A 22,239-nucleotide genomic window follows, 5' to 3' on the forward strand; every position below is an offset into this window, starting at 1 on the left:
AGCGCGATTAGCTCAGCGGGAGAGCGCTTCCCTGACACGGAAGAGGTCACTGGTTCAATCCCAGTATCGCGCACCATCCAGGAAGCCCCCGGCCGCATCGCGGTCGGGGGCTTCTTCGTGCGCGGGGCGGGAGGAGTGCACCGGGAGGTCCGGTGCACCGCGTCACCCGGTCAGGAGGAGAAGAGCATCCGGCCGAAACCGCGCTGCCGGTAGTGACCCCCGTGGTGGCCGCCGTGGTGCGGGGCGCCCCAGGCGGGAGCGGCGGGCTGCGCGGCCGGGTAGGCCTGCGGGGCCGGCGGCGCGGGCGGGGCCTGCTGGACCCACTGGGACTCCAGGCGGGTCAGGGCCTCCAGCTCGCCGTAGTCCAGGAATATGCCGCGGCAGCCGCTGCACTGCTCGATCTGGACGCCGTTGCGGTTGTACGTGTGCATGGCCGCGTGACACTTGGGACACTGCATGGTCGGCTCAACTCCCTGACTTCGCCGTTCGAATGGTGGCCTCACCCTACGTGGACGCCACCGCGGCCGAGTCGGTTCGATGCCCGGCGATACGGGCGCAGGTGTCGATCATCACGTCCTCGACCTCGTCCAGCGGCCGGCCCTCCGCCGTCGACTTCGCGACGGCGAGCGCGGCCGTCTGCACCGTCAGGGCGCGGGCGGGCACGTCGAGTTCGGCCCAGGGGTCGGCGCCCACCGCGGGGCCGCCCGCCGCCCGGTACGCGCCGAGGAAGCGGGACCAGACCTCCGGGGGCAGGATGCCGGCGGCGAACCAGGCGGCGGGCCGGGCGAGATCCCAGGCGGGGTCGCCGAGACCGGCGTCGTCCACGTCGATGAGCAGCCAGGGGCCCGCGTCCGGGGCTCCCCCGCCGCGGACCAGCTGGCCCAGGTGGAAGTCCCCGTGGCAGAGGAGGCGCGGACCGTCCGCCGGGGCGCGGTCCGGGACCGACCGCCAGGCGGCCAGGACGGTCGCGGCGGCCGGATGGTCCGGTGCGGTCCGGCGCATCCGGTCGACGGCGAGGGCGGCCTTCACGGGCGCCCGCATGGCGGGGAGCGGGCCCGCCGCCGGGTCCACGGGCGGCGGCGTGCGGTGCAGCACGGCGAGCAGGGCGGCCGCCTCCTCCCAGGGAGCGGCGTCGGGGTCGGCCGGGTCGACGGGCGCGCCGTACGGCCACAGGCTGACCGGCCGGCCGTGGAGTTCGCCGTGCCCGGGGCCCGGGAGGGGTGGGAGGAGGATCCCGCGGAGGTCCGGACGGGCGGCGAGCGCGATCCGCGTGCGGTGCTCCGCGGGGTCGGTTCCCGGGGCATGGGCCTTGGCGACGAGGTGCCCGTGCCGGACCACCGTTCCGTCGTCCCGGTCGGCCAGCACCCGGACGCGTCCGCTCGCGCAGCGGCAGGGCGCGCCCGGCGGGTGGACGGCGGTGTGCGCGTACGCGGCGAGGGCGTCGGAGAGGGGCCGGTCGGGGAGGTCCACGGGGGTGAGCGTACGGGGCGGGAACGCGCGAGGGCCGGTCAGCTCCCCAGCTGACCGGCCCCACGCTGCCGTCCGCCGCACCCCCGTCCCCACGGGGCTGATGGCCGGATGTCCCGACCCGGGCCGCTCTCCCGGGTCCGGGGCGCTGGTCAGCGCCCCAGCATCACGCCCACGGACGACGCCTGTGTGACCACTGCCTCCCAGCCGCCGAAGACGACCACGAGCAGGGCCGCGAGAGGGAGGACCATGGCGGTGGCGACCAGCGGGTGACGCCGGCTCGAAGGCTGGGTGCTCGTCCGCGATGCCGTGAGGGCCATGGTTCCTCTCCTGTCGTGTCTGGCGCGGCGGGTGCGTGACCTCGGGGGACGAGTGCTGCACCCGCCGCTTGACCTCAAGACTAGGGATCCGGGGGCGGCCGGACGTCATGCCCGCGTACCGACTTGCGGGCCTCCCGGAGGATGACGTGCGGCCGTACGGCGTACTCCCCTGGGTGGAGACGGCCGTGCGGAAGCCGGGGTCATCCCTGAGGCGTCCCCCGGAGACCTCCGGAGGGCCGGCCGGGGCGTGACTTCGATCACGTGCCGGGGCGCCGTGCGAACGCCCTGGTCGGAGGGGGCCGGCGCGTCTCCCCGGGAGGCCCGGAGGGCTTCTTCGACAGATCGTCAACTGAATTGCCCCGCCGGGGGGTTGGGGCGAGGGGCGGACGCGGCCCGCGCCGTGTCCGCCCCTCGCCGCCGACAATCGATCCGGGCGCGAGGGCGCGGCCTATGAGCGCGTGCGGGCGCCACTACGTAAGCTGTGCCACGTCGAACGGACGAGGGGACGGACATGGCGATGATGCGGCTCCGGCGCGAGGATCCGCGGATCGTCGGGTCGTTCCGGCTCCACCGCAGGCTGGGGGCCGGCGGGATGGGCGTCGTGTACCTGGGGTCCGACCGGCGCGGCCAGCGGGTGGCGCTCAAGGTGATCCGGCCCGACCTGGCCGAGGACCAGGAGTTCCGGTCCCGGTTCGCCCGGGAGGTCTCGGCCGCCCGACGGATCCGCGGCGGCTGCACGGCCCGGCTCGTCGCCGCCGACCTGGAGGCCGAGCGCCCCTGGTTCGCCACCCAGTACGTGCCCGGGCCCTCGCTGCACGACCGGGTCGCCGAGGAGGGCTCGCTGCGTGCCGCCGACGTCGCCTCCATCGGGGCCGCGCTGTCGGAGGGGCTCGTCGCCGTCCACGAGGCCGGTGTCGTGCACCGCGACCTCAAGCCCTCGAACATCCTGCTCTCCCCCAAGGGCCCCCGCATCATCGACTTCGGCATCGCCTGGGCGACCGGGGCCAGCACCCTGACCCACGTCGGGACCGCCGTCGGCTCCCCCGGCTTCCTCGCCCCCGAGCAGGTGCGCGGCGCGGCCGTCACCCCCGCCACCGACGTGTTCTCGCTCGGGGCGACGCTGGCGTACGCGGCGATGGGCGACTCGCCCTTCGGGCACGGCAGTTCCGAGGTCATGCTCTACCGGGTGGTGCACGAGGAGCCGCAGCTGCAGGGCGTGCCGGACGCGCTGGCGCCCCTCGTCCGGGCCTGTCTCGCGAAGGATCCCGAGGACCGGCCCAGCACCCTCCAGCTGTCGATGCGGCTCAAGGAGATCGCGGCGCGCGAGGCGCAGGGCCTGCCGGTCGCGCGGCCGCCGGTGCAGCGGGAGCGCGCCGAGGAGCGGAACACCGTGCGGCCGACGGAGCGGTACACCGACCGGGACGTGCCGGGGCGCGGGCCGGAGCGGGGGTCCGAGCGGAACACGGAGCGCGGCGCGGACCGCGGCACGGAGCGCGGCGGGCGGGGGCCCGGTCCCGCGTCCCGGCCCTCGGCCGGTCCCCGGACCGGGGGCCGTCCGGCGACCCGGCCGGGTGCGCGGTCGACGTCCACGGGCCGCCGGCCGGCCAACCCGCGGCTGCTGCGGCAGCGCCTCTTCGTCTTCGTGGTGGTGACGCTGGTGGTGGCCCTGGGCATCGCCGCGGCCCAGGCGCTCCAGGGCTGAGCCCCCGCACCCGGGGGGCCCGCCCACCGGGCCTCAGGACTCCGGGCGGCCCGTCGCCACCGCGTAGAAGGCGACCGCCGCCGCGGCGCCCACGTTCAGCGAGTCGACACCGTGGGCCATCGGGATGCGGACCCACTCGTCCGCCGCCCGCAGGGCCTGCGTGGACAGTCCGTCGCCCTCCGCGCCCAGCATCAGGGCCACCCGGTCCATCCGGTGCGGGGCGGCCTCGTCGATCGACATCGCCTTCTCCGCCGGCGTCAGGGCCAGGAGTTTGAAGCCCGCCTCGCGGACCGCCTCCAGACCCCGCGGCCAGGAGTCCAGCCGGGCGTACGGCACGGAGAACACCGCGCCCATCGACACCTTCACCGAGCGGCGGTACAGCGGGTCGGCGCAGTCCGGCGACAGCAGCACGGCGTCCATGCCGAGTGCCGCCGCGCTGCGGAAGATCGCACCGATGTTGGTGTGGTCGTTCACCGACTCCATGACGACCACCCGGCGGGCGGTGCCGAGCAGTTCCGCGGCGTCCGGGAGCGGCTTGCGCTGCATGGAGGCCAGGGCGCCCCGGTGCACGTGGTAGCCGGTGACCCGCTCGGCGAGGTCCGGCTGGATCGCGTAGACCGGCGCGGGCACCTCGTCGATGACGTCCCGCATCGCGTCGACCCACTTCGCGGAGAGCAGCATCGACCGCATCTCGTACCCGGCCTGCCGGGCCCGGCGGATGACCTTCTCGCCCTCCGCGATGAACAGGCCCTCGGCCGGTTCCCTCCTGCGGCGGAGTTCGACATCGGTCAGACCGGTGTAGTCCCGCAGGCGCGGGTCGTCGGGGTCGTCGATCGTGATGAGTTCGGCCACGAGGTGATACTGCCTTGTCCGGGGTGTGGTGCCAATGTGTCTGCCGCTGTGCGTCGCCCGTCCGCGACCGGGTGCTACGAGAGCAGGCGGTCGGGTCCCTCCGCGACGACGTCGCCGATCACGATGACCGCCGGCGGGCGGACCTCCTGGGTCCGGACCGTCTCCGCGACCGTCGCCAGCGTCGCGTCCACCCGGCGCTGCGCGGCCGTCGTGCCCTCCTGGACCAGGGCCAGCGGGGTCTCCGGGGCCTTGCCGTGCGCGATCAGGGCCTCGGCGATCTTTCCGATCTTGTCCACGCCCATGAGGATCACCAGGGTGCCCGTGAGCTTCGCCAGCGACGCCCAGTCCACCAGGGAGCGCGGGTCCTCCGGGGCCACGTGGCCGCTGACCACCGTGAACTCGTGCGCCACGCCCCGGTGCGTCACCGGAATGCCGGCCGCACCCGGGACCGAGATGGAGCTGGAGATGCCCGGCACCACCGTGCAGGCGATGCCCTCGGCGGCGAGCGCCTGCGCCTCCTCCATCCCCCGGCCGAAGACGAACGGGTCGCCGCCCTTGAGCCGGACGACGGACCTGCCCGCCTTGGCGTGCTCGATCAGCGCGTTGTTGATGGCCTCCTGCGCCATGAACCGGCCGTACGGGATCTTCGCCGCGTCGATCACCTCGACGTGCGGGGGCAGCTCGTCCAGCAGGTCACGGGGGCCGAGGCGGTCCGCGATCACCACGTCCGCCTCCGTCAGCAGACGGCGGCCCCGGACCGTGATCAGGTCCGGGTCGCCCGGGCCGCCGCCGACCAGGGCGACGAACGGGGTGCGGGCGCGGCGCTGCGGGGCCGCGATCGAGCCGTCCCGGAGGCCCTCGACGATCGCGTCGCGCACGGCGGCGGAGCGGCGCGGGTCGTGGCCGGTGAGCACCGCGACGGTCACGCCCTCGCTGCGGCCCGTCGCAGGAGTCCAGGCGGTGGCGGCCTCGGCGTCGTCGGAGCGCACGCACCAGGTCCGGGACCGCTCGGCCTCGGCGGAGGCGGCGGCGTTCGTGGCGGCGTCGGTGGTCGCGACCAGGACGTACCAGGCGTCTGCGAGGTCGCCCTCCTCGTACCGGCGCTTGATCCAGGTGATCTCGCCCGTCTCCGCCATCACGTCCACGGACGGGGTCGCCGAGGGCGAGATCAGGGTGATCTCGGCGCCCGCGGCGATCAGGGCGGGGAGGCGTCGCTGGGCGACCTGGCCGCCGCCCAGGACGACCACGCGGCGGCCGGCCAGGCGCAGGCCCACCGGGTAGGCGGGGTGCGTCGACGGCTGGGCGGTGTGATCGGCGTGCTCGGCCATGGGTGCGCGGCTCCTCGGAGGGCGGATGCTGGCCGCTGCTGCGATGGAGCGGCTGGTGGGCGGCGGCGGGGCGCCTGTGACCACGATATCTGTGGCGGGGGCACGTCACGCTGTGACGGATCTCCCCGCCGTGGGGCGTGACGTGGGGACCGCTCCGGAACGGGGTTCGGGACTGCATGATGTACGGCGCCCACCGCCCTGGAGAGTTCGGCTTCTGTAAGCGCCACACATCACGCTTTACGTCCCGAACCCTGTTCCTGCGCGGCCCCCCACTCCCGTACGGGGGTGGGGGCCGCGTCGGTGGTGCTACTTCTCGGTGACGCCCGCCGAGTCGAACGTTGCCACCTCGTGCATCGCGCGGGCCGCGCTCTGCACCAGCGGGAGGGCGAGCAGCGCGCCCGTGCCCTCGCCGAGGCGGAGGTCCAGGTCGACCAGGGGGCGCAGGCCCAGCTTGTTGAGCGCGGCCACGTGCCCCGGCTCGGCGCTGCGGTGTCCGGCGATGCAGGCCGCGAGCGACTCCGGCGCGATCGCGCGGGCCACCAGGGCCGCCGCGCCGGTGGACACGCCGTCGAGGATCACCGGGGTACGCAGGGAGGCCGCGCCCAGGATCAGGCCGACGAGGGCCGCGTGTTCCAGGCCGCCGACCGCCGACAGGACGCCGATCGGGTCCGCCGGGTCCGGCTTGTGCAGGTCGAGGGCGCGTCGGACGACGTCCACCTTGCGGGCGTGCGTCTCGTCGTTGATGCCGGTGCCGCGGCCCGTGACCTCGGTGGGGTCGACACCCGTGTAGACGGAGATGAGCGCGGCGGACGCGGTGGTGTTCGCGATGCCCATCTCGCCCGTGAGCAGGGCCTTGTTGCCGGCCGCCACGAGGTCGCGGGCGGTCTCGATGCCCACCTCGATCGCGGCCAGCACCTCCTCGCGGCTCATCGCGAGACCCGTGGTGAAGTCGGCGGTGCCGGGGCGGACCTTGCGGGGCAGCAGGCCGGGGGTCGCCGGGAGTTCGGTCGACACGCCCACGTCGATGACGCAGACCTCCGCGCCCACCTGGTTGGCGAAGGCGTTGCAGACCGCTCCCCCGCCGAGGAAGTTGGCCACCATCTGGCCGGTGACCTCCTGCGGCCAGGGAGTCACGCCCTGGGCGTGGACGCCGTGGTCGCCGGCGAAGATCGCGACGGCGGCCGGCTCCGGGATCGGCGGCGGGCACACCCGGGAGAGTCCCGAGAGCTGGGCCGCGATGATCTCCAGCATGCCGAGCGCGCCGGCCGGCTTGGTCATCCGCTTCTGGCGTTCCCAGGCCTCGCCGAGCGCCTTCGCGTCCAGCGGGCGGATGTTGGCGACGGTCTCCTGGAGCAGGTCGTGCGGCTCCTCGCCGGGCAGCGCGCGGCGGCCGTACGTCTCCTCGTGCACGACCCAGGCCAGCGGGCGGCGCTTGGACCAGCCCGCCTGCATCAGCTCGGGCTCCTCAGGGAACTCGTCGACGTATCCCACGCAGAGGTACGCGACCACTTCGAGGTGCTCGGGCAGGCCCAGGGTGCGGACCATCTCGCGCTCGTCGAAGAAGCTGACCCAGCCGACGCCGAGGCCCTCGGCGCGGGCGGCGAGCCAGAGGTTCTCGACGGCGAGAGCCGAGGAGTACGGGGCCATCTGCGGCTGCGTGTAGCGGCCGAGGGTGTGCCGGCCGCCGCGGGTCGGGTCCGCCGTCACGACGATGTTGACCGGGGTGTCGAGGATGGCCTCGATCTTCAGTTCCTTGAACTGCTTCGCCCGCGCCTTCGGCAGCGACTTGGCGTACGCCTCGCGCTGTCGCCGGGCCAGCTCGTGCATCGACTGCCGGGTCTCGGCGGAGCGGATGACGACGAAGTCCCAGGGCTGGGAGTGACCGACGCTGGGGGCCGTGTGGGCGGCCTCCAGGACGCGGAGCAGCACCTCGTGCGGGATCGGGTCGGAGCGGAAGCCGTTGCGGATGTCGCGGCGCTCGCGCATCACGCGGAGGACGGCCTCGCGCTCGGCGTCGTCGTAGCCGGGGGCGGGGGCCGACTCCGCCTCCGGCAGGGCCTGCGGGCCCTCCGGGTCGTCCGCCGCCGGGGTGCCCTCCGTGGCCTGCGGGGCGTCCGCGGCCGCGGGGGGCGCCACGTCCGGGGCGGCGTCGTGGGCGCCCTGGGCGTCCGGGGCGTCACCGGCGGCTGCGAGGGCTTCGGCTTCGGCTTCGGCTTCGGCTTCGGCTTCGGGGAGCGTCTCCGGCTGCGCCTCGGCGGCCACGGCCTCCACGGGGGCGGCCTGGGCGACGGGCTGCTCGTCCGCGACGGGCTCCTCGGACACCGGCTGCGCCGACGGCTCCTCGCCCGGGGCCTCGGCGGCGGGCTCCTCCGCGACGGCCTCCGGGGCCGGCTCGGGGAGGGCCTCGGGGGCATCCTCCGGGGCCTCCTCCGGTACGAACGGGATCTCGTCGGCGACCGCCTCCACGGGGGCCTCCTCGGAGACCTGCTCCTCCGCGGGCTGCGTCTCGGACGCGGCGACCGCCTCGGCCGGGGTCTGGGCGACCGCCTCCGCGACGGGCGCCTGCTGCTCCTCGGCGCGGGCCTCCGGGGACTGCTCGGCCGCAGCCACGGGCGTGGCCTCGACCTCCTCCGGCTCCGCGGGCGCGGCAGCGGGGACCTCGGCGGCCGGCTCGCCCTCGCGCGGGGCGGGAACGGTGGCCTGGACCTGCGCCTCAGCGGGGGCCTCCGGCGCGGTCTCCTCAGCGGCGGCCGGGACCTCTTCGGCGACCGGCGCCTCGGGCTGGACCTGCTGCTGCTCCGGCTCCGCGTGCGAGGCGGCGGGGACGGCGCCGTCGGCCTGGACGAACGGTCCGTCCTGCGGGACGACCGTTTCTGCGGGGACGGCCGGGGCCTCGGGCTGCGCCGGCTGGGCGCCCCACGGCTCGGCGCCCTGCGGCGCGAGCTGCTGGTCCTGGGCGATCTCGAAGTACTCGGGGCCGCCGGTCGGCGGGCCCGGGGTGCGGACCGGCACCGGCGCGGGGCCGGTGGCCACGAGCGGCTCGGGCGCGGGGGCCTGCGCGGGCTGCGGGGCGGGCGCGGGCGCGGCGGCGGGACCGCGGTCGGCCAGTGAGAGGACGACGCCGCCGGCCTCGGGCACCGGCGGGCCCATGTGCAGCGGGCGGCGGGCCTGCTGCGGGGCGGGGGCCGGCGGGGGCACGCGTACGCCGCCGAGGTCGACGGAGCCGGAGTCGCGGCCCGCCGCCTCGTGGGCGCCGGTGTCGAGGATGCCGGGCTCGTAGCCGTGGTCGGTGGGCACCGGCTCCTGCGGGGCGGGGACGCCGTGCGCGGGGGTTCCGGTGGCGTGGTCGAACGGAACGCCGTGCGCCGGGGTGCCGGTGGCGTGGTCCATCGGGACACCGTGGGCGGGCGTGCCCTGCGGCTGCTCCAGCGGAACGCCGTGCGCCGGAGTGCCCTGCGGAGGGGTCTGGTGCTGCTGCGGGGCCGTGAGGACGTCGCCGAGGGCGACGGAGTCCAGCGGGGCCGTGAGCGGGTCGGGCAGCGGATCGGTGAGCGGGTCGCCGATCGGGGCCGGCGCCTCGGCGGGGGCCGGGTGCCCGCCCGGCACGCCCTGGTGGGGGGCCTGCTGGTGCGGGACGACGGGTGCGGCCGGCGGCGGCACGGCGACCGGGGGCGCGGGCGCGACACCCGGCGGGTGCTCGCTCCAGGCGCCCTGGGCACCCGGCATCAGGAGCAGGTCGTCGTCCTCTGCGGTGTGCTCGGAGGGGTCCAGGAAGGTGTACGCGCCCGGTGCGGGGATGCCCGGCTGCTCGACCATGCCTGCGTTCTCCGGCAGCCCCTCGCCCGGGACCTGGCCGGTGTCCGTCATGCGTACCCCTCGCCCATCATGTGTGCTCCTTCAGACCTGCGCCCGTCGACAACAACGAGCGCGCGCGCCGCGCGGCACGAAGGACACGCGGACACCCACACATTGTCGCGGCCCCGGGCCCTCGTGGCAGGGAGATTCGCCACGGTGCGCTGTGGACTGCGCCACGTCGCGCGGTCCCCCCTTGTCGCGTACCGCCGAACATCCGTATGCGGTACAACAATCGGCCAGCCTACCTGGCCAGACGGGCCGAACGGTCACGGGTGGGGGGTGCCCGGACCGGGCCAGGGGGGTACCGGGGCACGGCCCGGAGGGTGTCGCGCCGATCGGGCCGGACCGGGGAGCGGCGTGATCGGCGGGACGCCGCTCAGGGGGCGTCGGTCCTGCGTCCGGAGAGCAGGAAGACGACCGAGCGCTCGCGTTCCGACCAGTCGTGCGGATCGAGTCCGACGGTCTGGAGGAGGAGGCTCTCCACGGTGTAGCCGCCGTCGGCGAGTGCGGCGCCGATCGCCTCGGCCTCGTCCCGGGTGGAGGCGTGGGCGACGATCCGTTCGGGACGGCGGTCGGTGCAGGCGGTGACCAGGGCGGCGCCGCCGGCCGCGATGCGGACGACGTCGGGTTCGGGGAGGGTCTCCAGGACGTGCGGGGCCCGGCCGCGCACCGTCTGGAGGCGTACCCCGTGGCGGCGGGCGGCCTGCTCGGTGCGGGCGCAGGCGGTCGCGTCGACGTCCACCGCGATGACGGCGGCGCCGAAGCGGGCGGCCTCGACGGCGAAGGCGCCTCCCGCGCAGCCGATGTCCCAGACGAGGTCGCCGGTGCGGGGGCCGAGGCGGGCGAGCTGGGCGGCGCGCAGGGAGGGGTCCTCGCCCGCCCGGGCCGGTGCGTCGTCCGCGGCGGAGTCGTACTCCTCGGCGGGCAGGCCCCAGCCGCGGACCGCGGGCGCCGCCGCGTCCAGGCCCATCAGCCAGGGGGCGGAGGGGGCTCCGCCCGAGGTGCCGCCGATGACGAGGACCACGTTCGGGTCGCGCCAGCTGTGGTCGGCGGCCTTGTCGGAGGTGAGGACGGAGACCTGTTCGCGGGAGGTGCCGAGCTCCTCGCAGACGACGAAGGTGCGGTGCACGCCGTCGAGCAGCAGGGCCAGTTCGGCGGGTCCGGCGCCGGGCGAGGTGAGGACGGCGACCTTGGGGTGGGCGCGGCAGACGTTGACGGCGCGCCGCAGGGTGCGCTGGTGGGCGACGACGACGCGGGCGTCCTCCCAGGGCATCCCGGCGCGGGCGAAGGCGGCGGCGACGGAGGAGACGGCGGGGACGACCTCGACCTCCAGGCCGTGCTCGGGGGCCCGCAGGGTGCGGACGACGCCGAAGAAGCCGGGGTCGCCGTCGGCCAGGACGACGGCGGTGCCCCGGTGGCCGGCGATGCGGCGGGCGGCGAGGTCGACGCTGCCGAGGCGGATGCGCTCGGCGCCGGGCGGGATCTCGGGCAGCGCCAGGTGGTGGGCCGCCCCTGCCACCAGGGTGGCGGCGGAGAGCGCGGACCGGGCCGCCTCGGTGAGGGGCGAACCGTCCCAGCCGATCACCGTGACGCGGTCGGCCATTCGTCGTCTCCTGGTGTCGTCGCAGGTCGGGGGCGTGCCGAGCGTACCCCGGGTGGGGTCGCGGGAGTCAGCTCCAGTCGGTGTACGAGGAGTATCCGGCCTCGGCCATCTGGTCGGCGACGCCGTCGAGGTCCTCCGGGAGGAGGCCCCAGACGATGTAGTCGGTGCGCAGTTCGGTCCAGCCGCCGTCCTCGGTGCGGGTGCGGGCTATGCACGCGTTGCGCAGGACGCCCTCGCTGATGCAGCCGATCTTCTGGGCGACCTGCTGGGAGGCGGTGTTGTCGGCGGCGGTGCGCAGCTCGATGCGCTCGAACCTCTGGTCGCCGAACAGCCACTGGGCGGTGGCGAGGGCGGCTTCGGAGGCGTATCCCTCGCCGCGGGCCCAGGGGGCGACGATGTAGGAGATCTCGGTGGAGCGGACCTTCCAGTCCGTCTTGGCCAGCTGGACGATGCCGACCAGGCGCTGGGTGAGGAACTCGGTGACGGCGAGGTCGATGCCCCGGCCCGCGGCGCGTTCGGAGGGGGCGTACTCGGTGATCCAGTGCCGGGCGGCGGCCTCGGTGTAGGGCTGGGGCACCGCGGTCCAGGCGCCGACGAGTTCGTCGTTCATCATCTCGGCGAGGGCGGGGGCGTCCGCCTCCTCCAGCGCGCGCAGCACCAACCGGTCCGTGTTGATGGAGATGTCCGGAAAGGTGGTAGTCATGCGCAGCTCCATGCCGTGGACCGTCCGAATCGACCGTGAACGCACAGCATGCAGCATGCGGCCGCCGGTGCGCATGGCCGGGTCGGTGTCGGGTGGGGGGTGTGGCGAAGGCCCCGCGCACCGGACGGGGTGCGGGGGCCTTCTGCTCAAGGACTGTACGGGGGAGCCGTTCTGACGGCCCCTCGGGCGCCGGAGTCTACTGGGCGGCGCCGAAGGCCGGGATGACCGAGCCCTTGTAGGTGTCCTCGATGTACTTCTTCACCTCGGGCGAGTTGAGGAGCTTGGCGAGCTTCTGCACGCGGGCGTCCTTCTCGTTGCCCTCCTTGACGGCGAGGAAGTTGGCGTACGGGTTGCCGTCCGCCTTCTCCAGGACGAGGGCGTCCTTGGCCGGGGAGAGCTTGGCCTCGATGGCGTAGTTGCCGTTGATGACGGCGGCGTCCACGTCGTTCAGGGCGCGGGGCACGGTGGCGGCCTCCAGCTCCTTGAACTCCAGGCCCTTCTTGTCGGTGATGTCGGAGATCTTGGCGTTGGTGCCGACACCGGGCTTGAGGGTGATCAGGCCGTTCTCGGCGAGCAGCTGGAGCGCGCGGCCGCCGTTGGTGGTGTCGTTGGGGACCGCGACGGTCTGGCCGGCCTTGATGTCCTTCACCGACGTGAGGTTCTTGGAGTAGAGGCCCAGCGGCTCCAGGTGGACGTCGACCACCGGGACGATGTGGGTGTCGTTCTTCTTGTTGAAGTCGTCGAGGTACGGCTTGTGCTGGAAGAAGTTGGCGTCGACCTGGCCGGTCTCGGTGGCGGTGTTCGGCAGGACGTAGTCCGTGAACTCCCTCACCTCCAGCTTCAGGCCGGCCTTCTCGGCCAGGTGGTCCTTGACGTAGTTGAGGATGTCGGCGTGCGGCGTCGGGGACGCGGCGACGACGAGCGGCTTGTCGGCGGCGCCGGCCGCGTCCTTGGAGGAGGACGGGTCCGAGGAGGTGCCGCAGGCGCTGAGGCCGAGGGCCAGGGCGGCGGCGGTGGCGATACCGGCGGTGAGCTTGATGTTCTTACGCACGAAGAGTGCCTCTTTCCGGTGGTGCGGTGGTCGCCTGGACAACAAGTCCGGGCCGTGTTCTTCGAGGGGACGAAGTCTGGGGTGGCCGGGGGCGGTTACGCGGTGCGGCCCCGGCGGGCGAGGAGTCGTACGACTCCGTCGCCGATGAGCTGGACGACGGTCACGATCAGGACCAGGACGACGACGGTGACCAGCATGAACGTGGTGTCGAAGCGCTGGTATCCATAGGTGACGGCCTTGGAGCCGAGGCCCTCGCCGCCGACCGCGCCGGCCATCGCCGAGTAGCCGATGAGGACGATGACCGTGGTGGTGACGCCCGAGATCAGCGACGGCAGTGCCTGCGGGAGCAGCACCTTGCGGACGATGGTGGGGATGCCGCCGCCCATGGCCTGGACGGCTTCGACGAGCCCGTGGTCGACCTCGCGGATGGAGGTCTCGACGAGGCGCGCGAAGAAGGGGATGGCGCCGATCGCGAGCGGGACGATCATCGCGGTGGGGCCGATGAAGGTGCCGACGACGAGGGTGGTGAAGGGGATCAGGGCGATCAGCAGGATGATGAACGGCAGCGAACGCCCGATGTTCACGATCGCACCGACGACCTTGTTGACCGGCAGGTTCTGCAGCAGTCCGCCCTTGTCCGTGAGGACGAGGAGGATGCCGAGCGGGAGGCCGCCGAGCACGGTGACGACGGTGGCCCACAGGACCATGTAGAGGGTGTCGAGGGTGCCCTGCTCCAGCAGCGGCTGCATCTCGGACCAGGTCACTTGGCACCTTCCTTCACGAGCAGGGTCGCCGCGTCCTGGACAACCGTTTCTTCGGTGGGCGTCTCCTCGACGACCTCGACCTGGAGGCCCTGCTCGCGCAGGAAGCCGACGGGGACGACGTTCTCCTCGTACCGGCCGGGGAGTTCGATCCGCATCCGGCCGATCTGCCTGCCGCCGACGGTGTCCATCGCCGCCCCGAGGATCGAGATGTCGATGTTGTACGTGCGGGAGAGCTGCGAGATCACCGGCTGGTTCGCGGCGTCGCCGTGGAAGGTGACGTCGACGACCGTGCGGTCGGGGCCGGTGTGGGCGCCGCTCACCGGGAAGAGCTCGGCGGCCAGCTGGGAGCCGGGCGTCGCGAGCAGCTCGCTCACGGTGCCGGACTCGACGATCCGCCCCTTCTGCATCAGCGCGGCCGAGTCGCAGATCGTCTTCACGACGTCCATCTCGTGCGTGATGAGGAGGACGGTCAGGCCGAGCTGCCGGTTGAGGTCGCGCAGCAGCTGGAGGATGGAGCGGGTGGTCTCCGGGTCGAGGGCGCTCGTGGCCTCGTCGGAGAGGAGGACCTTGGGCTCGCCGGCGAGGGCGCGGGCGATGCCGACGCGCTGCTTCTGGCCGCCGGAGAGCTGGCCCGGGTAGGCCTTGGCCTTGTCGGCGAGGCCGACCAGGTCGAGGAGTTCCAGGGCGCGGCGGGAGCGCTCGGCTCCGGAGACGCCGAGGATCTCCAGGGGGAGCTCGACGTTGTCCTTCACCGTGCGGGAGGACAGCAGGTTGAAGTGCTGGAAGACCATGCCGATGCTGCTGCGCGCCCGGCGCAGGTCCCTGCCCGCGCGGCGGCCCCTGCCCGCGAGGGCGGTGAGGTCCACGCCGTCGACGGTCACGGTGCCGGAGGTGGGGCGCTCCAGGAGGTTCACGCAGCGGATGAGCGAGGACTTGCCGGCGCCGCTCTGGCCGATCACGCCGAACACCTCGCCCTCGCGGACGTGGAGGTCGACACCGTCCAGAGCGGTGACCTGGCGGCCGCGCGACTCGTAGACCTTGGTCAGGCCCGAAGTGGTGATCACAGGGGGTTTCCGTCACTGTCGAGTGCGCGACGCGGGGTCCGTCGTGCACGGGGCATTCGTCTTAGGACAGTCAGGCGCACGGGGGCCGGTTCCGGCGGGTGGCCGGGGGGTCGGCGGGTGCGCGGGGCGGGCGCGGTCCACCGCCGCGAGGCGGGTGGCACGGCACGGCCGTCGGTCCCGCTTCGGGGCGCGGGACGCGGGCGGGGGCCCTCAGATGGCGCACATTCGACACATACAACGAGCACCGGGCGTCATGGTCGCCTCGGTCGCAAGGGTGCGGCTGCTCGTCGTGGTCATGTCTGCAAGTAAAGCATGCGCAGGTGCGAACGAAAGGGGGCTGTCCGAATAGCGGACGCCATTGAGACGCCATGCGGACACCGCGGAGGCGCTCGTTCCGCCCGTTCTCCCCGTGTGGCCAGCGGGGACGGGCGTCCTCCGGCGGCGTGCGCGCGGGGTGCGCCAGAGTCCTCGCGGGCGCCCCGTTGTGGCCAAGGCCACGGTCGGCGCGGGGTGCGCGGCGGCGGCTCGGGGGCCGGGCGCGGGGAGGGGCGCGCACCGTAATACCCTCGGGCGCATGCTTGACGCCCTGACGGTCGCGGTCTCCGTGGCCGCGCTCGCCCTCGCCGCCTGGTGCGGCTTCGCCGCCTTCCGCGACCAGTCGACCAAGGACTGGCACTTCATCGGCATGGCCGTGGTGACGTTCCTCGTCCTGGTCCAGCTGGTCGTCGGGATCGTGCAGCTGGCGCGCGGCGAGAAGGCCGAGGAGGGCGCGACGATCTTCGTCGCCTACCTGCTCGGGGCGCTGTGCGCGGTGCCCATCGCCGGCTTCATGTCGCTGGCGGAGCGCAGCCGGTGGGGTTCGGCCACGGTGGCCGCGGGCGCGGTCGTCCTGGCCGTGCTGGAAGTGCGTCTCTACGACATCTGGACGGTGGGCTGACCATGACCGAGACGCAGCGGAAGGCGGCGGGGGGCGCGCGGGCGCGTCTCGTCTCCGGCCCCGGCATCCTGCTGGTGTGGCTCTACGGGGTCATGTCGGTCGGCGCGGTCTCGCGCTCGATCTACCAGATCGCCACCGAGTTCGACCGGGCGCCGCTCGCGTACACGCTGTCGGCGGTGGCCGCGGTCGTCTACGCCTTCATCACGTACACGCTGGTACGGGGCGGCGAGAGGGCCCGCAGGGCGGCGCTGGTGTGCTGCGCCGCCGAGCTCGCGGGCGTACTGGTCGTCGGGACCTGGACGCTGGTCGAGCCGTCCGCCTTCCCGGACGCGACGGTCTGGTCGGACTACGGCTACGGCTACCTGTTCATCCCGGTCCTGCTGCCGCTGAGCGGCATCTGGTGGCTGCGCCGGTCGCGCGCCGCGACGGCCGGCTGAGTCAGGCCGCCGTCTTCTCCAGGGTCACCAGGGTGAGCTTCGGGCCGAGCTCCCGGGTGGCGACCTGCGCGTAGCCCCTGCTGCGGTAGAGGCGCAGATTGCCCTCGCTGCGGTGGCCGGTGAAGAGCTGGAAGCGCTTGGGCGACGGGGTCTCGCGGAGGGCCGCCCGGTCCGTCCCGGCGAAGTGGCGCTCGATGCCGTCGAGGAGGCGGCCGCCGAGACCGTGCCGCTGCATGCGGGGGTGCACGATGAGCTTGGCGATCCGTACGGTGCCGTCCTCGTCGATCCTGGCCCGCACGGAGGCGACGACCTCGTCGCCGAGCCGGGCCACCAGCCCGTAGCCCTCGGCCAGTTCGGCACGCAGGCCGTCGAGCGACTGGGTGAGCGGTTCGATGGACCAGTCCCCGTAGAGCTCCGCCTCGCTCTGGTAGCAGAGGTACTGCAGCTTCAGGATGTGCTCCGCGTCCGCCGCGTCCGCCGCTGAGATGGTCACACTCAGGCCCATGTGTGCACGCCTCCCGCTCATCTGCCGATCACCGGTCTACCGCACCCTTCCCCTTCGGCCGGGGGCGGGAACCTCTGCAGCCAGCATTCTGCGCAGGCATCCCAGGCAACGGGAACGCATCGGCCCCAGACTGCCCTGTGAGATACCCAACTCTCCTGCGATTTCGCGGTACGTGGGGTCCTCGGGATCGAGCATCGCGGCCAGCACCCGGGGGCAGCGGCCGGGGGTCCGGGTGACGGCGTCCCGCAGCGAGCGGCGGCCCTCGGCGGCCATCAGCGCGTGCTCGGGGGACCCCTCGGGCTCCGCGGCGCCGGGTTCACGGCCGGGTTCGTCGCGGTAGGGGCGTTCGCGGTCGCCGGTCCTGCGGGCGCGGCGGGCCTCGGCCCGGACGGCGCGGCGCAGCCATTCGGCGGGACGCTCGGGGGCGGTTCCGGTGTCGCGGAGCTGCTCCAGGAGGCGGAGCCAGACGGCCTGCTCCAGGTCGCCGGCCTCGATGCCGGCGGCCGGCGCCTCGGCGTCCGACTCGGCGGCGAGCAGCGGGGCGAGAGCGGCGAGGAGCCCGGGGGCGGTGTCCGGGTCCGCGGAAGGATCCGAGCCCCGGGCGGCGGAGTCCCGGGCGGGGGTCGAGTCCCGGGCGGGGGTCGGGAGGCCGGTCCGGGTGGGTGCGGGAGTGGTCACGGGGATGGTCATGCACCGGACCATGCCGGGGCACGCGGGCTTGGTTGCGCTTCGGCCGCCAAACCACCCGGGAGGGCGGTGTGCGGGCCCGGTCGGCGGACCCGCACACCGCTCGCGCCGCTCAGTCGCGGCCGGTGAGGTCCGCCGCGCCCAGCAGGGCCGTGTCCGGGTTGTCGGAGAAGATGCCGTCGATCCCCGTGGCCAGGTAACGCCGCAGCGCCCCGAAGGAGTCCCCGTAGGCCGCCGGGTCCGTTCCCCTGCGGAACTCCACGGGGAGGAAGGAGTTCTCATTGCGGTGGGTGTACGGGTGGAGGATCAGACCGGCCCGGTGCGCGTCGCGGACCAGGGTGGTCGGGTCTCCGAGGCGGCCGCTCGCGTCCTTGGGGATCACCAGGTCGAGCGAGGGGCCGATGCCCTTGGCGTACGAGGCGATCCAGCGCAGGCCCTCGGGGGTGACCAGGTCGGCGACGGTGCGCGGGTCCCCCGCCTCGACGAAGTCCCAGGGGCGGCTCGTGGGGCCGGAGAGCAGGACGACACCGGGCGGGTCGACCAGCTCGGCGAGCCGCCGGACGCTGGTCGGCTCGAAGGACTGGAGGAAGACCGGGGAGTCGGCGCGGTCGCGGCCGTACCGGCGCAGCAGCCGGGCGAGGCGCTCTTCGAGGCCGAGGCCGAGGGAGCGGAAGTAGGTGGGGTGCTTGGTCTCGACGTGCAGCCAGATGCGGCGGCCCCGGCGGCGGCCCTCCTCCTCGGCCCAGCGCAGCACCTCCTCGAAGGTGGGGATCGTCCAGCGGCCGTCGTACAGGGTGTTCTCCTGGCGGACGGCCGGGATGCGCTCCTTGGCCCGGAGGGTCTTCAGCTCGGCGAGCGTGAAGTCCTCGGTGAACCAGCCGGTGAGGGTGACGCCGTCGACGCTCTTGGTGGTCCTGCGGGACGCGAACTCCGGGTGGTCGGCGACGTCGGTGGTGCCGGTGATGTCGTTCTCGTGGCGGCAGACCAGGTGGCCGTCCCTGGTGGGGACGAGGTCCTGCTCGATCACATGGGCGCCGAGGTCCAGGGCGTGCCGGTAGGAGCCCAGGGTGTGCTCGGGCCGGTAGCCGCTGGCGCCGCGGTGGGCGATGACGGTGGGGACGGGGAGGGAGCGGTAGCCGCGGTCCCGGCCCGCCGCGGCGGACGCGGCCCCGGCGGTGTCCGGCGCCGCCTGCGCCGCGCCGCCGCCGGTGAGGGCCGTGGAGGCGCCGAGGACCGTGGCGCCCGCCGCTCCGAGAACCGTGCGCCGGGCCGGGATCCGGCGTTCGCCCTGGGTCATGTGGTGTCCTCCTGTGTCATGTCCCGCACCTGTCGACGGGTGCCCCCGACGCTAGGCACCGGGGCCCACCGCGCGGCAGACCTACGCCGAACATGGCGGAAACACACGTCAACACTGCGTATCCGGTCGGTGAACCCGATGTGCGCACGGACGTGACCCGCGAGTATCGTCGCCAGCTGCACCGTCAGCTCGACTGACCCGCATCCCACCGGAGGAACCGTTGTCCCGTCTCGCGATCATCAAGGCAGTGCTCGGGCCGGTCATGCGCCTGATGTTCCGCCCCCGCGTGGAGGGCGCCGAGAACATCCCGGGGACCGGTCCCGTCATCCTCGCGGGCAACCACCTGACCTTCATCGACTCGATGATCATGCCGATCTGCCTGGACCGTCCGGTCTTCTTCATCGGCAAGGACGAGTACGTGACGGGCAAGGGCCTCAAGGGCCGCGCGATGGCCTGGTTCTTCACCAGCGTGGGCATGATCCCGGTGGACCGGGACGGCGGCCGCGGCGGCGTGGCGGCCCTGATGACCGGCCGCCGGGTGCTGGAGGAGGGCAAGATCTTCTCGATCTACCCGGAGGGCACCCGCTCCCCCGACGGCCGGCTGTACCGCGGCCGTACGGGCATCGCGCGGCTGACGCTGATGACGGGCGCCCCGGTGATCCCCTTCGCCATGATCGGCACCGACAAGATCCAGCCGGGCGGCGCGGGCTTCCCGCGTCCGGGCCGGGTGACGGTCCGCTTCGGCGAGGCGATGGAGTTCTCCCGCTACGACGGGATGGACCGCGACCGCTACGTGCTGAGGGCCGTGACCGACTCGGTGATGGCCGAGGTCATGCGGCTCTCGGGCCAGGAGTACGTGGACATGTACGCCACCAAGGCGAAGGCGGCGTGACGCCGCGACCGTGACGGCAGGGGCGTGCCCCGTACAGCCCGGCTGTACGGGGCACGCCCCTGTGCGGGAGCGTCAGTGCTCGACGCCGTCCTCCAGCTTCTGGCCCCTGAGCAGGAACCAGGCCGCGACCGCCGTCGCGAGGAGGACCGCGGCGCCGACGCCGGCCGCGATCCGCAGACCGTCGACGAAGGCCTCCTGGGCGGCGGACACCAGCGCGGTCGCCGTGTCCGGGGCGAGGGCGCCGGAGGCCTCGACCGCGCCGCCGAGGGACTCGTGGGCGGCGGACGCGACATCGGAGGGGACGTCGGCCGGGGTGGCGAAGCCCCGGTAGACGCCGGTCACGATCGACCCGAGGACGGCGATGCCGAGCGCGGCGCCCAGTTCGTAGGCGGTCTCGGAGACCGCGGAGGCCGAGCCGGCCTGGTCCTTCGGGACGCTGGAGAGGATCACGTCCGCGGTGACGGTGAAGGCGAACCCGGCGCCCACACCGACCACGAGGAGCGCGGCGCCCAGCAGCGGGTAGCCGGTGTGCTGGTCGAGCGTCGTCAGGACGGCCAGGGAGAGGCCGACCGCCGCTAGACCGCCGGCGACCACGGACCGCACGGAGAAGCGCCGGGCGACGACACCCGCGATCAGACCGGCCGTGACCGCGCCGACCGCCGCCGGGAGTTCGGCGAGTCCGGCCTCCAGCGGCTGCCTGCCCTGCACCAGCTGGAAGAACTGGGACAGGAAGAAGACCAGGCCGGAGAGGCCGAGGATGGTCAGCAGGTCGGCGAGCACCGCGCCCGAGAAGCCGCGGTGGCGGAAGAGCCGCATGTCCAGGAGCGGCGCGGGCAGGGTCAGCTGCCGGCGGACGAACCAGGTCAGGGCGCCGGCCCCGAGGAGGGCGGCGAGGCCCGCGTCGGCGGAGAGGCCGTGCGAGGCGAGTTCCTTGATCGCGTATACGATCCCGATCAGGCCGACCAGGGAGAGTCCGACGCTCGGCAGGTCCCAGGGACCCGGGTTCGGGTTCCTGGACTCCGGGATCAGCTTGATGCCGACGAAGACCAGGACCGCCATCACGGGCAGGTTGATCAGGAAGACCGAGCCCCACCAGAAGTGCTCCAGGAGGAAGCCTCCGACGACCGGTCCGACGGCGGCGCCCGCCGACGCCATGGCACCCCAGATGCCGATGGCGAGACTGCGCTCGCGCGGGTCGTGGAAGAGGTTCCGGATGAGCGCGAGCGTGGACGGCATCAGGGTCGCGCCGGCGACGCCGAGCAGGGCGCGCGCCACGATCATCATCTCGGGGCTGGTCGCGTAGGCGTTCAGCACGGAGACGGCGCCGAAGGCGGTGGCGCCGATCAGGAGCAGCTTCTTGCGGCCGATGCGGTCGCCGAGGCTGCCCATGGAGACCAGGAGTCCGGCGATGACGAAGGAGTAGACGTCGCCGATCCAGAGGAGCTGGGTGCCCGACGGCTTCAGGTCCTCGGAGAGGAAGGGGGTGGCGAGGCCCAGCACCGTGGCGTCGACCGCCACGAGCAGGACGGCCAGGACGAGGACGGAGAGGGCGAGCCACCGGCCGGGGCGGCGCACGCCCTCGGTATGGCCCGTGGTGTTGAGGGTGCTGGTGGTCACTTCTCCACGCTCCTGCGCGCTCCGCCGAGCAGCAGCTCGACGATCATGTACTGGAAGTCCTTGGCGGCGACCCGGCCGTCCTGTACGGCCCAGGCGCCGGAACCGATGAGCCCGTAGAAGGCCTCGGTGAGCCAGGCGGGGGTCAGGTCGATCCGGAAGACGCCGTCCTCCTGGCCGCGCCGGAAGAGCGCCGAGACGCGGGCGTCGATGCGGGCCCAGCCCTCGTTCTGCTGGTCGCCCTCGAAGAGCTGGTTCTCGGTGACGAGGAACGACAGCAGCGGGGCGAGGTGCTCGACCTCGGCCACGATCCGGCGCACCGCCTCGTCGGCGGACCCCGCCTCGGGCTCGGCCCGTTCGAGCGCGGCCTCGATCTCCTGCAGCCCGTGCTCCTCGAGCGCCCGCACGAGCGCGTCCCGGCCGGCGAAGTGCCGGTGCAGCGTGGCCCGGCCGATCCCGGCGGACCGGGCGACCTCGTCCATCGTGGCGGTCGCCTTGCGGGAGAGCAGGGCCGCGGCTGCGTGGAGCACCTGGGTGCGATCGACTGACATGAGACGACCATACACCCGATGAGACATCTATGTCTCATTCAATAATTCGACGCCTCACCCGGGGCGGGAACGGAATGCCGTGAACATGACGAAGCCACTGCTGCTGCTCGACGTCGACGGGCCGCTGAACCCCTACGCGGCGCAGCGCGAGCGGCGCCCCGAGGGGTACACGACCCACCGGATGCGGCCGGGCGGCTGGGACGGGACGAAGCCGCTCCGGGTGTGGCTGAACCCCGGGCACGGGGACGAGCTGCGCGCGCTGGCGGAGGCGTACGAGCTGGTCTGGGCGACAACCTGGAAGGGCGAGGCGAACGACTGGATCGGACCGCACCTCGGGCTGCCCGCGCTGCCGTTCATCGACTGGCCCGTGATGCACGGAAAGGCCCCTCGCGGGACCTTCTGGAAGACGCAGTACATCCTGGAGTACGCGGCGGGGCGGCCGTTCGCCTGGGTGGACGACGACATCACCCCGTACGACCGGGAGTTCGTGGAGCGGAACCACCTCGCCGCCGCCCTGCTGCTGCACGTCGACCCCCGGTTCGGACTGCTCCGGCCGGACTTCGACGCGCTCGCGGACTGGGCGGCGGCGCTGTGACGCCCCGAGGGCGGC

Annotated in this window: 21 protein-coding genes and 1 tRNA gene; 6 read left to right on the top strand and 16 right to left on the bottom strand. The window is 73.8% G+C overall.

Translation table 11 applies throughout. The features are described 5' to 3' along the window. Nucleotide 1 precedes the first annotated feature (1 nt). A tRNA-Val gene (locus tag ACF09E_RS19225) sits at nucleotides 2-76 on the top strand. A 94-nt stretch (nucleotides 77-170) separates the two neighbouring features. Here the strand turns inward: ACF09E_RS19225 and ACF09E_RS19230 are convergent. From ACF09E_RS19230 to ACF09E_RS19240, 3 genes are all read right to left on the bottom strand, one after another. Next, entirely contained in the window at nucleotides 171-458 is a 288-nt protein-coding gene (locus ACF09E_RS19230; RefSeq protein WP_361846525.1) for a zf-TFIIB domain-containing protein, read from the bottom strand. 46 nt (nucleotides 459-504) lie between these two features. After that, nucleotides 505-1,470, bottom strand: coding sequence for an aminoglycoside phosphotransferase family protein (locus ACF09E_RS19235; protein WP_392206232.1), 966 nt, complete (start codon nucleotides 1,468-1,470; stop codon nucleotides 505-507). A 149-nt stretch (nucleotides 1,471-1,619) separates the two neighbouring features. Further along, entirely contained in the window at nucleotides 1,620-1,787 is a 168-nt protein-coding gene (locus ACF09E_RS19240; RefSeq protein WP_198955955.1) for a hypothetical protein, read from the bottom strand. Nucleotides 1,788-2,298: 511 nt separating this feature from the next. Between ACF09E_RS19240 and ACF09E_RS19245 the strand changes: the two genes are divergently transcribed. Beyond that, nucleotides 2,299-3,489: a serine/threonine-protein kinase gene (locus ACF09E_RS19245; protein WP_388806501.1), complete on the top strand. Its 1,191-nt coding sequence runs from the start codon at nucleotides 2,299-2,301 to the stop codon at nucleotides 3,487-3,489. A gap of 33 nt (nucleotides 3,490-3,522) precedes the next feature. On the opposite strand, the gene ACF09E_RS19250 is transcribed toward ACF09E_RS19245, so the two are convergent. The 8 genes from ACF09E_RS19250 to ACF09E_RS19285 form a co-directional block, all read right to left on the bottom strand. Further along, complete coding sequence (locus ACF09E_RS19250; RefSeq protein WP_392206233.1) at nucleotides 3,523-4,341, bottom strand: TrmH family RNA methyltransferase; 819 nt, start codon at nucleotides 4,339-4,341, stop codon at nucleotides 3,523-3,525. Nucleotides 4,342-4,415: 74 nt separating this feature from the next. Continuing rightward, nucleotides 4,416-5,669, bottom strand: a complete 1,254-nt coding sequence (cobA, locus tag ACF09E_RS19255) for a uroporphyrinogen-III C-methyltransferase (protein WP_392206234.1) — start codon at nucleotides 5,667-5,669, stop codon at nucleotides 4,416-4,418. A 306-nt stretch (nucleotides 5,670-5,975) separates the two neighbouring features. Further along, nucleotides 5,976-9,536, bottom strand: coding sequence for a nicotinate-nucleotide--dimethylbenzimidazole phosphoribosyltransferase (cobT, locus tag ACF09E_RS19260; protein ID WP_392206235.1), 3,561 nt, complete (start codon nucleotides 9,534-9,536; stop codon nucleotides 5,976-5,978). 364 nt (nucleotides 9,537-9,900) lie between these two features. Continuing rightward, nucleotides 9,901-11,127, bottom strand: a complete 1,227-nt coding sequence (gene cbiE / locus ACF09E_RS19265; RefSeq protein ID WP_392206236.1) for a precorrin-6y C5,15-methyltransferase (decarboxylating) subunit CbiE — start codon at nucleotides 11,125-11,127, stop codon at nucleotides 9,901-9,903. A gap of 67 nt (nucleotides 11,128-11,194) precedes the next feature. Further along, nucleotides 11,195-11,830, bottom strand: coding sequence for a GNAT family N-acetyltransferase (locus ACF09E_RS19270; protein ID WP_392206237.1), 636 nt, complete (start codon nucleotides 11,828-11,830; stop codon nucleotides 11,195-11,197). 196 nt (nucleotides 11,831-12,026) lie between these two features. Continuing rightward, complete coding sequence (locus tag ACF09E_RS19275; protein WP_392206238.1) at nucleotides 12,027-12,881, bottom strand: MetQ/NlpA family ABC transporter substrate-binding protein; 855 nt, start codon at nucleotides 12,879-12,881, stop codon at nucleotides 12,027-12,029. A gap of 95 nt (nucleotides 12,882-12,976) precedes the next feature. After that, nucleotides 12,977-13,645, bottom strand: coding sequence for a methionine ABC transporter permease (locus ACF09E_RS19280; protein WP_392206239.1), 669 nt, complete (start codon nucleotides 13,643-13,645; stop codon nucleotides 12,977-12,979). Continuing rightward, nucleotides 13,642-14,709 (bottom strand): methionine ABC transporter ATP-binding protein, encoded by a 1,068-nt coding sequence (locus ACF09E_RS19285; protein ID WP_392206240.1) that lies wholly within the window; start codon nucleotides 14,707-14,709, stop codon nucleotides 13,642-13,644. The genes ACF09E_RS19280 and ACF09E_RS19285 overlap by 4 nt, the downstream gene beginning before the upstream one ends. 574 nt (nucleotides 14,710-15,283) lie before the next feature. On the opposite strand from ACF09E_RS19285, the gene ACF09E_RS19290 reads away from it, so the two are divergent. Continuing rightward, on the top strand, nucleotides 15,284-15,646 hold the full coding sequence (locus ACF09E_RS19290) for a hypothetical protein (protein WP_209493878.1): 363 nt from the start codon (nucleotides 15,284-15,286) through the stop codon (nucleotides 15,644-15,646). Nucleotides 15,647-15,648: 2 nt separating this feature from the next. Next, complete coding sequence (locus tag ACF09E_RS19295) at nucleotides 15,649-16,083, top strand: hypothetical protein (protein WP_392206241.1); 435 nt, start codon at nucleotides 15,649-15,651, stop codon at nucleotides 16,081-16,083. A gap of 1 nt (nucleotide 16,084) precedes the next feature. On the opposite strand, the gene ACF09E_RS19300 is transcribed toward ACF09E_RS19295, so the two are convergent. The 3 genes from ACF09E_RS19300 to ACF09E_RS19310 form a co-directional block, all read right to left on the bottom strand. Next, entirely contained in the window at nucleotides 16,085-16,588 is a 504-nt protein-coding gene (locus tag ACF09E_RS19300) for a GNAT family N-acetyltransferase (protein WP_392206242.1), read from the bottom strand. A 36-nt stretch (nucleotides 16,589-16,624) separates the two neighbouring features. Beyond that, nucleotides 16,625-17,278 carry a sigma-70 family RNA polymerase sigma factor gene (locus ACF09E_RS19305; protein WP_392206243.1) on the bottom strand — a complete coding sequence of 218 codons (654 nt, stop codon included), beginning with the start codon at nucleotides 17,276-17,278 and terminating at the stop codon, nucleotides 16,625-16,627. Nucleotides 17,279-17,387: 109 nt separating this feature from the next. After that, a complete protein-coding gene (locus tag ACF09E_RS19310) occupies nucleotides 17,388-18,572 on the bottom strand; it encodes a glycerophosphodiester phosphodiesterase (RefSeq protein WP_392206244.1) in 1,185 nt (394 codons plus the stop codon). 220 nt (nucleotides 18,573-18,792) lie between these two features. On the opposite strand from ACF09E_RS19310, the gene ACF09E_RS19315 reads away from it, so the two are divergent. Further along, a complete protein-coding gene (locus ACF09E_RS19315) occupies nucleotides 18,793-19,464 on the top strand; it encodes a lysophospholipid acyltransferase family protein (RefSeq protein WP_361858698.1) in 672 nt (223 codons plus the stop codon). 72 nt (nucleotides 19,465-19,536) lie between these two features. Here ACF09E_RS19315 and ACF09E_RS19320 read toward each other — a convergent pair whose 3' ends face one another. After that, nucleotides 19,537-21,081 carry an MFS transporter gene (locus ACF09E_RS19320; protein WP_361850072.1) on the bottom strand — a complete coding sequence of 515 codons (1,545 nt, stop codon included), beginning with the start codon at nucleotides 21,079-21,081 and terminating at the stop codon, nucleotides 19,537-19,539. Continuing rightward, the gene (locus ACF09E_RS19325; protein WP_388804718.1) at nucleotides 21,078-21,629 is read right to left on the bottom strand and encodes a TetR/AcrR family transcriptional regulator; all 552 of its coding nucleotides are present in this window, start codon (nucleotides 21,627-21,629) and stop codon (nucleotides 21,078-21,080) included. Before ACF09E_RS19325 ends, ACF09E_RS19320 begins: the two co-directional genes overlap by 4 nt. Nucleotides 21,630-21,714: 85 nt before the next feature. Here ACF09E_RS19325 and ACF09E_RS19330 point away from each other — a divergent pair, with 85 nt between their 5' ends. Continuing rightward, on the top strand, nucleotides 21,715-22,224 hold the full coding sequence (locus ACF09E_RS19330) for an HAD domain-containing protein (RefSeq protein WP_392206245.1): 510 nt from the start codon (nucleotides 21,715-21,717) through the stop codon (nucleotides 22,222-22,224). Nucleotides 22,225-22,239 lie beyond the last annotated feature (15 nt).

Source organism: Streptomyces sp. NPDC014891 (assembly GCF_043081085.1).
Classification (GTDB): domain Bacteria; phylum Actinomycetota; class Actinomycetes; order Streptomycetales; family Streptomycetaceae; genus Streptomyces.